This is a genomic window from Labrys sp. HAY1-8F (assembly GCF_056754975.1).
Genome location: NZ_JBPGWZ010000002.1, coordinates 1,024,305 through 1,038,498 on the forward strand (window position 1 = coordinate 1,024,305; position 14,194 = coordinate 1,038,498).

9 protein-coding genes are annotated in these 14,194 nt (G+C 58.6%); 1 reads left to right on the forward strand and 8 read right to left on the reverse strand.

Annotated elements, in window-relative coordinates; translation table 11 throughout:
* Position 1 precedes the first annotated feature (1 nt).
* Positions 2–1,192, reverse strand: a complete 1,191-nt coding sequence (locus tag ACR9ZN_RS13835) for a porin (protein ID WP_481272448.1) — start codon at positions 1,190–1,192, stop codon at positions 2–4.
* Between the two features lie 297 nt (positions 1,193–1,489).
* Here ACR9ZN_RS13835 and ACR9ZN_RS13840 point away from each other — a divergent pair, with 297 nt between their 5' ends.
* On the forward strand, positions 1,490–3,178 hold the full coding sequence (locus ACR9ZN_RS13840) for an ATP-grasp domain-containing protein (RefSeq protein ID WP_481272449.1): 1,689 nt from the start codon (positions 1,490–1,492) through the stop codon (positions 3,176–3,178).
* Between the two features lie 302 nt (positions 3,179–3,480).
* Here the strand turns inward: ACR9ZN_RS13840 and ACR9ZN_RS13845 are convergent, their stop codons facing one another.
* The 7 genes from ACR9ZN_RS13845 to ACR9ZN_RS13875 all read right to left on the reverse strand — a co-directional run bounded on the left by ACR9ZN_RS13845 (position 3,481) and on the right by ACR9ZN_RS13875 (position 14,117).
* A complete protein-coding gene (locus ACR9ZN_RS13845; protein ID WP_481272450.1) occupies positions 3,481–4,842 on the reverse strand; it encodes a porin in 1,362 nt (453 codons plus the stop codon).
* A gap of 908 nt (positions 4,843–5,750) precedes the next feature.
* Positions 5,751–7,007: a porin gene (locus ACR9ZN_RS13850; RefSeq protein ID WP_481272451.1), complete on the reverse strand. Its 1,257-nt coding sequence runs from the start codon at positions 7,005–7,007 to the stop codon at positions 5,751–5,753.
* A gap of 812 nt (positions 7,008–7,819) precedes the next feature.
* Positions 7,820–8,533, reverse strand: a complete 714-nt coding sequence (locus ACR9ZN_RS13855; protein ID WP_441772288.1) for a glycosyltransferase family 2 protein — start codon at positions 8,531–8,533, stop codon at positions 7,820–7,822.
* Between the two features lie 382 nt (positions 8,534–8,915).
* Entirely contained in the window at positions 8,916–9,893 is a 978-nt protein-coding gene (locus ACR9ZN_RS13860; protein WP_481272452.1) for a phosphotransferase, read from the reverse strand.
* A gap of 21 nt (positions 9,894–9,914) precedes the next feature.
* Positions 9,915–11,081 (reverse strand): iron-containing alcohol dehydrogenase, encoded by a 1,167-nt coding sequence (locus tag ACR9ZN_RS13865; RefSeq protein WP_441772290.1) that lies wholly within the window; start codon positions 11,079–11,081, stop codon positions 9,915–9,917.
* Positions 11,082–11,162: 81 nt separating this feature from the next.
* Positions 11,163–12,548: an aldehyde dehydrogenase family protein gene (locus ACR9ZN_RS13870; RefSeq protein WP_481272453.1), complete on the reverse strand. Its 1,386-nt coding sequence runs from the start codon at positions 12,546–12,548 to the stop codon at positions 11,163–11,165.
* A gap of 195 nt (positions 12,549–12,743) precedes the next feature.
* A complete protein-coding gene (locus ACR9ZN_RS13875; RefSeq protein WP_434957006.1) occupies positions 12,744–14,117 on the reverse strand; it encodes a glutamine synthetase family protein in 1,374 nt (457 codons plus the stop codon).
* Positions 14,118–14,194 lie beyond the last annotated feature (77 nt).

The window sequence follows — 14,194 nt, forward strand, 5'->3', positions numbered from 1 at the left end:
CTCAAAAGGTGCGTCGAATTCGCATCACGCCCGTCCAGCCCCTCACGTCTTCCTCATAGGGGAAGAAATCCTGTCCGCCCTTGGCCCGATAGGATGAATAGAAGGCTTCCAGGCCGAAGGAGAGACCGCGGGTGACCGTGTAGACGGCATTGCCTCCGGCAATCCAGCCCCTGACATCGGGCGCCGCTGGATTGACAAAATCCCGCGTGGTCGCGCCGCTATAGTCGAGATAGGAACCGAGCAGATTCAACGTCAGCGCCGGGGTGACGTTCATGCCCACCTCGCCGGTAACAGTCCAGCCACGGCCGAGATCCTTGCGCCCGCTGAAATTCTCATAAGCGGCATCGATCTGCTGCCAGCCGAGATAAGAGGAAGCACCATCGGCATAGGTCCCCTCCACTACGACATGCGCACCGGAGCGTATCGGCAGGTTGAGACCGAATGCACCGCCGACGGCATAGCCATAGTCCGATCCGCTGATCTGCGGCGACCCGGGATAACGGATCTGATGGGCGGCGCCAAATACGGCCAGTGTGCCCCAATCGCGGTCGAGGCGGAGATTGCCGACGACATCGGGCATTGCAGCTCCTCCCGCCGGGCGCCGATCGGGAAAACCGAAGAAGTTCAGCACATCGCTGCGCGTGCCGCGTGCATCCTCGAGCGCCAGTGTTGCCGAGAAACCGCCGCCGAATTCCTGCGTATAGGCGATGAGATTGGTGGTAGCGGCATAGCCGAAATAGGGCTGCAGAAGATCGTTGCCATAGTCGAGATCGTAGATGCCGAAGAAACTATGAGCATAGCCAGCCGTCAGCCCGCCAAATTGCAGAAACGCCTTGTCGACCACGAATTCCGTCTTCGCTCCCGGACCAACATAGGCATCCATGAGCAAGAAAGAGCGCAGCAGGCCGTAATCGGTCTCAGTGCGGGCATCGAAGCCGATCTGGCCGCGCGTGGTGAAGCCGGTGAAGTCATCCTTGCGGGTTCTCTGGCGGGTGATCACATAATCGGCCCGCACTTCGCCGCTGATTTTCACGCAGGTATCGCTGCCCGGCAGTTGCCAGAAGCCCACGCCCATGGCGACGCAAGCCTGAAGATAGGTGTCCGGCGCGCCCTTGCTGGCCGGCAGATCCTGCGCATGGGCGATGCAAGCCCCCATCAATGCGCCGGCAAGGCCAATCGCCGCTGCCTTCATCGCTCTCCCCCAAGGTGACGACTCCACGCTCCAGCCGCACAACCTTTGGCTGCAGAGTGCGGCAAAAGCCGAGGCAACTCAATGAAATGCGGCAGGTCGGACCTCCGCAGACCGACTATTGAGACAACGCGTTGCAAAAAGGGCACGCCGCAACGTCAACGTCATCCTGCCTGAAATCGCGTTAGAAGGCCGTGACGTGACACAATCAATTCAGCCTTCCACACGCCGAAACAGTTCCGTTTGGCTGAAACCCTCATTAGGTTGGGAGGGAAGTAGGGCACAACCAGAGGTTCCTTGATGTCGACCCCTTTTCAGGCCAGCCGGGACCATGCTGTCGCGCTGCATCGCAACGGTCAGATCGAGCAGGCGGTGGCGGTCTATGAGGACCTTCTGAAACAACAGCCTGACAGCGCCGACCTTCTCGGCCTTCTCGGTGTGGCCAACGAGCAGGTCGGTCGCCTCGACCGGGCTGAGAACCTGTTGCGGCAGAGCCTTGGAGAGCGGACATCGATTCCCCTCGTTTATCGCAACCTCAACAACCTGCTCGGTCTTCTGATCGAATCCGATCGGCTGGAGGAGGCGAAATGCGCGGCCGAAGATTATTTACCCGGCACCTGGCCGTCGGGGCGCAGACCAGACACCATCGAGCAAGGTACGATCGTCAGCCTGGTCAGTGCCCTGAAGGATCTCGGTCTCGCCGAGCAGGCTCTCGCTACGGGCTTTCCTTTTCTCCCCATTCTGGAGCAGGACGTCGACTTCGGTCTGCTGATCGCCGAAATGCTGCACGACGCCGGCCGGAACGATGAAGCCTTTGCCGCGCTTGATCGGGATTTCGGTCCAGGAGAGGAGTTGCCGAACCTGCATGCGGTTCGTGCTGCACTTGCCTATGAGCGCCATGATCGCTTGACCTGCCGCCAGAGCAGTCGCCGCTTCGCCGCCAGCATGCCCATCCTGCTTTCCGAAGCCAAGCCTTCGCAGCAATTCGTGCTGGCTGTATTCAACCGGGCTCCCGAGTTCATCACAGACTTTCGGGAGCCTTATGATCACCATTATAGCAGCAATTTCCCTTCGCAATTGGCGCAGGCATTCACCGACCGTTTCCGCTTCATGTCCATCCTGGTGGATTCACCCACCACTACAGATGCGTTGCGCGACATGCCGCGGCCAGTGCTGGCGCTGAACAATGTCGTCAATGCCGAGCAACTGATGGTGGAGGACACGCTGCAGCGTGTCAGCGCCTTGGAGGACAGCCTCCGCATCAAGGTGGTCAATCATCCAAATCTTGCCGTACAGGCAACGCGTCAGAAGAATTCGGAGCGTTTTGCCGATATACCAGGCATCATTTTCCCCAGAGTCCACCGCTATCGTAGTCACGAAGAGCAGAGGGCTGCGCTGACCGAGGATATTGAAGGCCGTTTTGGTTACCCAGTCATCATTCGCACCGTCTTCCAGCAAATGGGCCAGGGAACCTGGCGCCCCAGCGACCGGCAGGAACTTCATGAAGCTCTGGGCCAGCTCGACGGGTTGCAGTTTTACGCAATCGACTATGTCCAGACCCGTCATGGTGACGGCGGGTTCCGCTCAATACGCGCGGCTTTCGTCAACAAGCGACCTCTTCTCATACGCGCCGACTATAGCGACCACTGGAACGTGCGAGCTCGACGAAATCCAGGTCGGCAGGATTTCTATCGTGAGAACCCTCATCTGTTGGACATTGCCAATCGTATCGTCCTTGATCCGGAACGAGAATTGGGCAGCAATTTCTATGACAAGCTTCGAAGCATCGCAAAAATAATGCCGCTCGAGATTTTTGGTATGGATTTCGATCTCGCAGAAGACGGAAGTCTGCTCATCTTCGAGATAAATGCCACAATGAATCTACTTTCGACCTCACCCTCTGGACTTGAGTATCCACCGGACGCCGAGTCAAAACTCCTACATTATCTGGAAGAATTTTTTATGCAGCAGCGAACCCAAAATGCATGATTTGCACGGACTGGATAAGACCAATGCCAGAATTCATTCACGGCAGACCCTGAAAACGAATGCATCCACTCAAATTCTTTGATGCATTCCAGTTCCCAAGTACCCGGCAATATCCAACACCAAAGCAGAACTTGGCAGTAGCAGAACGATTATTTCGGGAGTGACTTTCAACGACTACTCGAATAATCGGTCTATATCACATCACCCCGCCGTCTCGATCTAGCCAGCTTTGTCAGTGCAAAAGTCAAAAAAACCCAGCTGCTTGCGCAGCTGGGTTCTTTCTTGTGAGTGATCGAAGACGATCAGAACACGCGCTTCAGGCGGACACCGGCCTGCCAGACGTTGGCCTTGTCGTCACGGAAGCCCGTGACAACCGGCGTTTCACCCGTGCTGTCCACAATCGCAACACCATTGTCCTGCTGAACGCGGGTGTAGGAGACTTCGGCACCAATCGTCAGACCCTTCACGATCGTGTAGGTGAGGTTACCTGCAATCGTGAATTCCTTGATACCGTAGTTCGCCGTTGCCCCAGCGTCCGTGGCCAGGAGACGGTCATACTTGGTGTCGATGTAGCTGCCGACCAGGTTCGCATTGAGAACCGGCGTGATGTTGCCGCCGAGTTCCGCCACGATCGACCAGCCCTTGCCGCTGGAGAAGCGGCCGGAGGTGTTGACGAAGCGATCGAACGAGCCCAGCACGCTGTTACCGGCACCGAGATAATCGGTAGCGCCGTTGGCATACTGACCTTCCACGACGAAGTGACCACCGTCAATGAAGGGCAGCTTGATCAAGCCAGTGGCGCCAACGGCGTAACCGATCTTGTTGCTATGACGGACAGTGACATTCGTATCAGCAATACCATCATCGTCAGTATCGACGCTGAAATCTTCACCCGAGCGAGCCTGATGAATGGCGCCCTGGACGGCAACCGAGCCCCAAGACTGATCGAAACGCAGCTGAGCAACGACGTCAGGATATTGCTGTCCGCCCGCACGATAACCAAAGAGCGTACCACCGACGTCACGGGAAGTGACCGTATCTGCGCGATGATCGCGGCCGTCTTCGATCGACAGCGTTGCGCTGAAACCGCCACCGAACTGGGCGGTGTAGGCCAGCAGGTTTACGGTGTTGCTCTGGGCATAATAGGGCGCCCAGATGGTATCGCCGTACTCGTTATCGTAGAAGCCGAAGAACGAATGGGCATAACCAGCCGTCAGGCCACCGAACTGGATGAAGGCCTTGTCGATCGAGAAGGTGTTGCCGTTATAGGTGCTGTTGCGACCGCCGGAGCCGATCGGATGCGAGTCGGCATTGATCTGGAAGTAGGAGCGCAGCAGACCCCATTCCGTCTCGGTGCGGGCATCGAACCAGATACGAGCCTGGGTGTTGAAAGCCGAGCGATTGTCGTTGCGGTCGAAGCTACGGCTGGTTCCCAGGGCAGCCGGACGGTCACCACCGAAGGCACGGTAGTCGGCGCGGATTTCGCCACCGATCTTGAGGCAGGTGTCGGAGCCGGGGATGTAGAAGAAGCCGGGACCGAAGGCCGAGCAGACCTTCACATATTCAACAGCTTCACCCTTGGTCATGGGCAGATCGGCAGCCTGGGCAGTGCCGATGGCGGCAATACCAGCAGCGGCGCCGAGGAGAAGGGACTTCATCGTCATTAGATGACCTCCAAGACAGTTATTATTTGATCGAAAGCGCCGCTTGGTGCTTCGATCGACTCGCGAGACCCCGATCACACGTTAAACTTGCAATCTGGACACGACCCATCGAGTGAATCGTTGTCATGACATTGCTTTACTCCTCTAGGTTGCACAATAGCGATTGCACCCAACAACCTAGGGTCGTGACATTTTGGCAAAGCTGTGTAGCAAAAAGGACACACGCAGCATTTTCGCCACAATTTGGGCGGGTCTCGGCGAAAATTCGGGATTTTCCGGCGATATTCGCATTCGAATGACACAATTGCGCTTCATCAGGCGGGGCCTGCGTCTTGCTATCGGCTGGTGTCGCTTTCGGAAGTTCGAAGGAACGGCAACCGTTCTGTGCCCTATAGATCGGCGATTCCAATCTAATTCCGCCTTGAGAGCATCAATCTGGAATCCCCATCGTCGAGTCCCCCAGCGGTAACGCGTCTCCATTGAGTTTCGCTTGGAAGAACGACTGGCGATGCGCCATCATTGAACGGGCAGGCGCCGGACTACATACAAAATGCGCAAGTCCACGGCCGGGGGATTGAAGAATTCGGAGTGCGCGCGAATGCCAGGTGCGATCGCAAAGCGGTACTCGGAGATGTTGCGAAGCCGGCGGCAAAGGCCTCGGGCAACACCTTCTTCCGACGCGGATGGGCGATACCCCTCAATCCCGTCTCTGTATCCCCCGCAGCTCATCCGAGGGTGCGATACCCCTCGCTATCGCTTTTTCTCGTGCCATGACGGGCGGCAGGCATTTTTGGCGGTCACAGGGCATAGAACTGACCAATGCCGTAATCACAAGACAATGGCGTGTCTCGCTCATAAAAAAGGCCCGGCTTTCGCCGGGCCTTCTCTCGAATATTCGAACTGAGTGATCAGAACTGGCGCGTGATGCGCATGCCAGCCAACCAGTTATTGTAGCTGTCACGACCGTCAAGCTTCGGATTGTCAGAAACAATGGTACCGTGATCGATCTTGCCGTGGGTATAGCCTACCTCACCGGCGACCTTCAGACCCTTGACAATCGTATAGGTCAGGTTGCCGCTGATGGTGAATTCCTTGATCCCGCTATCCCCAGTGACGGTAGACCGATCATAGGAAGTGTCGATATAGCTGCCGACCAGAACGGCCTGCAACTGCGGCGTGATACGCCCACCCAATTCACCGGTGATCGACCAGCCCTTGCCACCATCGACTCGCCCTGCGGCGTTCGTGAAGTAATCGGACTGTGCGATAAAGGTGTTGTTGGCGCCAAGATACTCCAGAGCGCTGTCGGCATATTGGCCTTCAACAACGAACCAGCCGTCGATCGCCGGAATCTTGATCAAGCCCGTCGCGCCGACGGCGTAGCCGAACTTGTTTTCGCGCGGGCCGGGAATCCGAACACCGTCATCATCGAAGAGGTCAGCCGACCGGAACTGATGGCCTGCAGCCTGAACGGCGAGAGAACCCCAGCTCTGATCCCAACGGAGTTGGCCGACGACATCGGGGACCTGCTGGCCACCTTGTCTCACGAAATTATTGAAAGCGTCATTGTTCACACGATGATCGCGGCCATCTTCGATCGACAGCGTAGCACTGAAGCCACCACCGAACTGAGCGGTGTAAGCGAGCAGATTAACCGTGCTGACTTCGGCGTAGTAGTTACCCTCAAGGGTGTCGCCATATTCGTTGTCGTAGAAACCGAAGAACGAATGAGCGTAACCAGCCGTCAGGCCGCCGAACTGGATGAAGGCCTTGTCGATGGTGAAGTCGTTGCGCTTGCCATCACCACCGCCACGGCCCGTCAGCCGGTTGGAGTCGGCATTGATCTGGAAGTAGGAGCGCAGCAGACCCCAATCGGTCTCGGTGCGGGCGTCGAACCAGACGCGAGCCTGGGTGTCGAACGCCGAACGGTTGTCGTTGCGGTTATAGCCCGTGCCGCCGAAGGCGTAGTACTTCGCACGGATTTCACCACCGATCTTCAGGCAGGTGTCGGTACCAGGGATATAGAAGAAGCCTTCACCGAAGGCCGAGCAGACCTTCACATATTCAACGGCTTCGCCCTTGGTCATGGGCAGATCGGCGGCCTGGGCAGCGCCGATGGCGGCGATACCGGCGGCGGCGCCGAGAAGAACTGACTTCATCGTCATGAGATGACCTCCAAGACATTTTTACTCGGTCGGTAGACTTGACCTCTCCGACCGGCTCGCGAGACCCCGGCCCCAACCTCTGGCGGCGGCCCGGAGACGACCCATTGCGTGAATCGTTGGATGTGACAGTGCGGCAGGGAGGGGTTTTTCACAATCTCAAATTGCCACAATTGAGCGTATTCACATCGCTTTGCGTAATACATGTCACCCAAAAGACACAGGAGCGCCACATGTACAGAGTCTATATAGAGGAATTTCAATTCCTGGTTGCATTTAATTTCCAAAATCAACCGCAAATTTCGGAAATCCGCCGAACAGCTTTTATATTGAAAACACCAAGAACTACACGTATAAGTTTGGTTGCTAAAAATACGAAAGTTATTACTTAAAGTTGATAAAAATATATATTACAACTTTTAAGAGCGTCGATCATCAAGCCAAACGAAAGGCGTGCTCGATCTCGCCAGATAGGATGGCATGATGAAGCCTGGGATGGCGTGTTTCGGCTTAGATATTCGGCGCCGAAATGCAATGATCGTCGCCGCAGTCGCTTGAAGAGCTTGGTGGCGCAAACGGGGCAGCACGAAATGCGACCGGCAAAGCCACCGCCAGCCTGAGGCCATCGCAGAGGGCAATCTGCACGCGCCTTCCGAACGACAATCTTGTATTCGACAATCTTTTATTCGAAGGGGCATCACTGCTGCGCCGCCCTGCTTATCAGCGCGATGGTTTCAGGGCCTGAACGCTATAGTGCCAACGCCATGAGCCGGATGGGGAGAAGGCATGCCACCAGCCTCGGCGTATTTTTAGGCTCAAGCCTCGCCTTGGCTCAGGGCCCGTCGCCGCAGATCCAGAGTTTCAGCGAGATTGCCGCGATAGGAATGGTGGCCGTTGTGGCGGATCGTTGCCGTGGTATCGACCCACAACTCGCCGCCACATTCACGCCATCGGTCGCAAAACGCATAATCCTCGCCAACCGCCTCGCCATTCACCACCGGGATGTTGAACAGCGGAAACAAGCGAAACGGGACGTTATGGTAGAAGTAGCCTTCGTCCCTATAGTGTGCGGCCATGGTCTCGAGCATGTCGCGGCGGCAGAGCATGGCCCCCGCCCCCACTCTGACGGCGCGCGCAAACCCGTTGCGCATGTCGAGCCGCCCCTGTCCCGTTAATGCCGTCGGGTCCTCGAAGACCACGTTCCAGCGCGATGTGACGGCATGAAAATCATCGAGATCGCGAGCGAAAACCTTGCTGGTCTTCTCATTGTCATAGCCCTTCGAGACATAGGGCGCCGCTGTGAAGGGCTTGTCGTGGAGTTGGCTGAACTGCAGCAAGCGCCCGATCGTCTTGGGCGACACCTCCATATCGGAATCCAGACACAGGAGATAATCGCCCCGTTTTTCCAGGAAATAGCTGACGACCGCGTTCCGTGCATGCTCTAGGTGGGGAATGCCGGATTGACCGAGAAAGTCGACCTCGATCTTTCGCTCTTTCAAATCCAGCGCAATGCCGAGAAAGGAGCGCACAGCATCGATATCGACAAAACGGTTTCCACATACACAAGCGATAAGGACACTGGCTCTTTTCATCTCAACACCGAATAAGTAATTATTTCAATACAGCTCAAATATTTCATTTTACAATGACCAACCAACCCAGAGTTGCATAAGAAATTAGATTGATATTAATCGTAAAAAGGTCAGAATCGTAGATCTACTTGGGATAATAACTGACGAAATCCACCACGTGCAACATAGGCGTAGCCACGCGACTAGCGTCTCACTTAAAATTGAAATGATGTGAACACTCAAATCTCCCGGTGAACTATCATCGTACCTATCGTATCGACTTCAATAGTCTTTGGGCGCTGGAGCCTCGCCAGGCTCGTTGCATCCGTTTGATAGATCTTCAGATCAGAGCGGCAGCTGCGTTCACCCGCCCTTCGTTGATCGATATGTAGTCATCGAGCTTGCCCGGCTGATCGGCCACCAACCCATCCTGGGCATAGCCCCAGAATAGGTCACGCATGGCTGCAGCGAGCCGCATGGCAGCAAAGTCTTCTCCTTCGCTGTGCGTGGGTGCATGGCCGAGCCAGTCGGCCAAGCCGATCTCAATGGCCTCATCCCTCAGGCCGGCATTGTTGACGAGGCTGGCGAGATCGACGAGAGGTTGGCCATACCCCGCATATTCCCAATCGAGCAGCCAAAGGCGCTCGCCATCATCGATGATGTTGTCGCCATGAACATCATTGTGGGCAAAGCCGGATGGCAACAGCTCCAACCGCGCGCGCAGGCGTTCGATAAGCGGCCGGTAGCGATCAATGGCTTGCTGCCAGCGATTGGGCTCAGCTGCGAGACGTTTGGCATAACCGGTGAGGAGCGCAATCGGGCTCCGGTCTCGCCGCGCCCCATCATAGCGAGCGGGCATCTCCCGACGGACCCGGCCCAGCAAAGCCAGGCTCCGGCGAAGCTTAGCAGCACCGGCAAGATCGGCCGAACGAAGCGTTTTTCCATCAACGTATCGCAGGATCATCAATCCTGGCTCCGCCCAAACGAGTTCCGGGCCGAGCCCGCATTCGGCCGCCGCCCGCGTCGCCGCCTGTTCGGCCGCGCGATCGATGTCATGCGCAGCATTGTCACCGGCGATGCGGGCAACGAAACGGCCCGTCTTCGCTGTAATCAGTAGGTTGCGATTGGTCAGACCGCCGGCAATGGCCTCGATGGCGACGGCACCGCCCCACAAGGGCAAGGCTGCAAGGCGATCCTTATAGTGGCGCATAGCTGGCATCGTGCAATCGAACGTGGCGTACCGATCGATGACCGACACGCCACGTTTTCGGCTCCGGCATCGTGTTGCTTTTGCCAAAACTGGCACCCGCTTTTGCACGACACCCTAGAGCGGTACGCTCTAAAGAGCACCCTCCAGCGTCTTGCGATAGAGTTTCAGCGCACCGGCCTTGGTGAGCGTGACGGGATTGCCGCCGGCGGTCGGATCCTTCGGGGCCATCTTCGACATCAGGTCGAATTTCTGGTCGTCGACCTTGAGGCCCGCGAGCGTATGCGGCACGCCGAGTTCCTCGCGCAACGCCAGCGTCCAGTCGAGAAATGCCGCATAGCGTGGCTTCAATCCGATATAGGCCGCCAGCCGCTCGATCTTCTCCTTCACCGCTTTTTTGTTGAAGGCGATGACATAGGGCATGAACACCGCATTGGTCAGGCCGTGATGGGTGTCGTAGAGCGCCCCGACCGGATGGGAGAGCGCATGGATGGCGCCAAGGCCCTTCTGGAAGGCGGTGGCGCCGATGGCCGCGGCCGACATCATATGGGCCCGGGCTTCGAGATCCGTGCCGTCCTTGTAGGCGCGCGGCAGGAATTCCTTGACCAGGCGCACGCCCTCGACCGCCATGCCTTCAGCCATCGGATGGTAGAAGGGCGAGCAATAGGCTTCCAGGCAATGGGCCAGCGCATCGAGCCCGGTGCCGGCGGTGATGTGCTTGGGCATGCCGACGGTGAGTTCGGGATCGCAGATCACCACCTTGGGCATCATCAGGGGATGGAAGATCACCTTCTTGGTGTGGGTCTTTTCCTGGGTGATCACCCCTGCCCGGCCGACTTCCGAGCCGGTGCCGGCCGTGGTCGGCACGGCTACGATCGGCACGATGCCGTTGGGATCGGCCCGGGTCCACCAGTCGCCGATGTCCTCGAAGTCCCACATCGGCCGCTTCTGGCCCGCCATGAAGGCGATGACCTTGCCGGCGTCGAGCCCGGAGCCACCACCGAAGGCGACGACGCCGTCATGTCCGCCCTTACGCAGGACTTCCAGGCCTGCATAGACGTTGGACTCGATCGGGTTGGGCTTCACGTCCGAAAAGATGGCGGCATGCAGCCCGGCCGCCTTGAGGCTTTCCAGCGCATCCTTGGTCATTTTCTGGGTGGCGAGGAAAGGATCCGTCACCAGCAGCGGCGCGGTGATGCCGGCGCTCTTGCAGGCTTCTGCCAGTTCCGAGATGCGGCCGGCGCCGAAGCGGATGGCGGTGGGGTAGCTCCAATTGGCGCGGGGAGAGGTCGTGGTCATGGTTGGGTTCCGAAAATGGGGGCGGGTCTTCAGACCCGCTATGGGCGTTGTGAAGGCGGGTCTGAAGACCCGCCCCCCAATTCACAGGCTGCGCAGGTGATAGCTCTTGGGTTGGGTCAGCGAGTCGTAACCAAGCCGTGACAAGCCCGTACCGCGGCCGGTATCCTTCACGCCGGTCCAGGTCAGGCCGGGATCGAGATAGTCGCAGCGGTTCATGAAGATGGTGCCCGTCTCGATCTCCCCGCCGATGCGCTCGGCTGCATCGAGATCCTGGGTCCAGATCGCGGCCGTGAGGCCATAGGGCGAGTCGTTCATCAGAGCGATCGCCTCTTCGTCCGACTTCACCTTCATGATGCCGACGACAGGGCCGAAGCTTTCTTCCATCATCACGGACATGGAATGGTCGACATTGGTGAGGATCTGCGGGGCGAGATAGGCCGTGCCGGCCACGTCAGCCGCAAATTTCGACGTATCGATGTGAGCCTTGGCTCCCTTGGCGAGGGCTTCGGCCGTCTGCTTGCGCACCCAGTCGGCAAAGCGGACATTGGCCATCGGGCCGAGCGTCGTCGTCTCCTCGAGCGGATTGCCGAGCACATATTGGCTGGTGAGATTGGTAAAGCCGTCGACGAAGCGGTCGTAATGGCTCTCATGCACATAGATGCGCTCGATGCCGCAGCAGCACTGGCCCGAATTGAAGAACGCGCCGTCCACCAGGTTTTCGATGGCATGCTCGACATTGGCGTCGGCCCGCACATAGGCTGGGTCCTTGCCGCCGAGTTCGAGTGCAAGCGTCATGAAAGTGCCGGCAGCCGCCTTCTCGATGGCCCGCCCGCCCGCGACCGAGCCGGTGAAATTGGTGTGGTCGACCAGCCCCTTGGCCAGGATGTCGCTGGTCTGCTCGTGGGTGAGCACCAGATTCTGGAACACGCCCTTGGGCAGGCCGGCGGCATCCATCGCCTTCTGGAAGCGCTCGCCGACCAGGATGGTCTGCGCCGCATGCTTGAGGACCACGGCGTTGCCGGCGATCAGGGCTGGGGCGACCGTGTTGACCGCTGTCATGAACGGGTAGTTCCAGGGCGCCACCACGAAGACCACGCCGAGCGGCTCGCGCTTGATCATGCGCCTGAAGCCGGGACGGTCGTCGTCCGGAATGGTCGGAGCCAGACTGTCCTTAGCAATGCGTGCCATATAGCGCACGCGCTCCTCGAAACCGCGGAATTCACCGCCATAGCGCACCGGCCGGCCCATCTGCTGGGCAAGTTCCGGCACCACTTCCTGGTTCATCGCCAGCATGGCGTCGAGGAACTTCAGGACATAGGCGCTACGCTCCTCGATGGAGAGCCGGCGCCATTCCTTCTGGGCCTTGCGGGCCGCGGCCAGGGCCGCGTCGATCTCGGCAGCACTGGCGGCCGGGCGACGTACCAGCTCCTTGCCGTCGATGGGAGAGATACAGACGATATCGGACATGATTGAGAACCTCGGACGGCTTGGCGCGCCGTCATTGCGAGCGCAGCGAAGCAAGCCGGCTTCGCCCCGCATGAAGAACCGAGTTGCTTCGCCAGGCCAATCCTGCCGATTGGTAGGGCTCGCGACGACGAAACATCCCTGTAATACGCAGGAATGATCGCGGGTCGACCCGGCCCATTCCCTTTGTGATCACATCTAGATGATTTCGAAATAGCGTTCCAGCTGCCAATCCGAAATCGTGCGGCGGAATTCACGCTCCTCCCACTCGCGCGTTGCGGCGTAGTGTTCGACGAAGGCATCGCCGAACAGCGAACGCGCCGCCTTGGAGGCCTTCAGGCGCTGAGCCGCGTCCCACAGCGAGCGTGGCAAATGGCGCGCCTTGGGGAATTTCTTATCGTAGGCCGAGCCCTCGACCGGCGCATCGGGCTCGATGCGGTTTTCGATGCCCCACAGGCCCGAGCCGATCGCCGCGGCCAGGGCGATGTAGGGATTGATGTCGGCGGCAGCCACGCGATACTCGACCCGCTGGGATTTTTCCGAGCCGGGAATGACGCGCAAGGCGCAGGTGCGGTTCTCCACGCCCCAGCTCGCATCCGTCGGTGCCCAGAAGCCCGGGATCAGGCGGGTATAGGAGTTCACCGTGCAGGCAATCATCGCCAGCAATTCGGGCATCAGCGCCTGCTGGCCGCCGACGAACCAACGCATCTCGTCCGACATCGCATGTGGCTTGGAGGGGTCGTGGAATATCCCCTTGCCGGTCTTGAGATCCGAGAGTGAGGCATGCAGATGCCCGGACTGGCCGGGCCAGTCATGCGACCACTTGGCCATGAAGGTGGCCATCCAGCCGCGCTTCTGCGCGAGGATCTTGGTGTAGGTCTTGAACAGCGCGGCCTTGTCGGCCATGGCCAGGGCTTCGTCGACCTTGAGTGCCGCTTCGAGCACGCCAGGGCCGGTTTCGGTGTGCAGGCCTTCGATCTCCATGTCCATATCGCGGCACATCTGCAGGAGATCCTGGTAGAAATCGGCATGCACGCCGGCCCGCAGCATGGAGTAGCCAAAAAAGCCCGGCGTAATGTTCTTCAGATTGCGAAAGCGCTTCTCGCGCACGCTATGAGGCGTTTCGTCGAAGACGAAGAACTCAAACTCCGCCGCAGCGGAGACCTTGTAACCCATGTCGGCGGCGCGCTTGAGCACCCGACGCAGCGTGCCGCGCGGACAATAGGCCTCCGCCTCGCCGGCGAACTCGCCGATGAAGAGCGGCATGCCGTCTTCGAGCGGGATGACGCGCATGGTTTCAGGCAGGAACCGGGCCTCGGCGTCGCGATAGCCATTGTGCCAGCCGGCGAAACTGGTGTTGTCGTAGAGCTGATCGTTCGAATCCCAGCCCAACACCACATTGCAGAAGCCGAAGCCCTTTTCGAGGGTACTCTCGAATTTCTCGCGAGCCATGTATTTGCCGCGGAAGACGCCGTCTATGTCGAAGACACCGACTTTCACATCGGAAAATCCGTGCTCACGCACATAGGCGATCGCCTCGGCTGCATTGGTTGGTCTCGCTGGGTTCGCCATGATCCGCTAGTTCCGTCTCTCTAGGTCTGTTTTTGGTGGTTGGTTCAATGCCCTGGAATGGCCGGCCCCGGCGACAC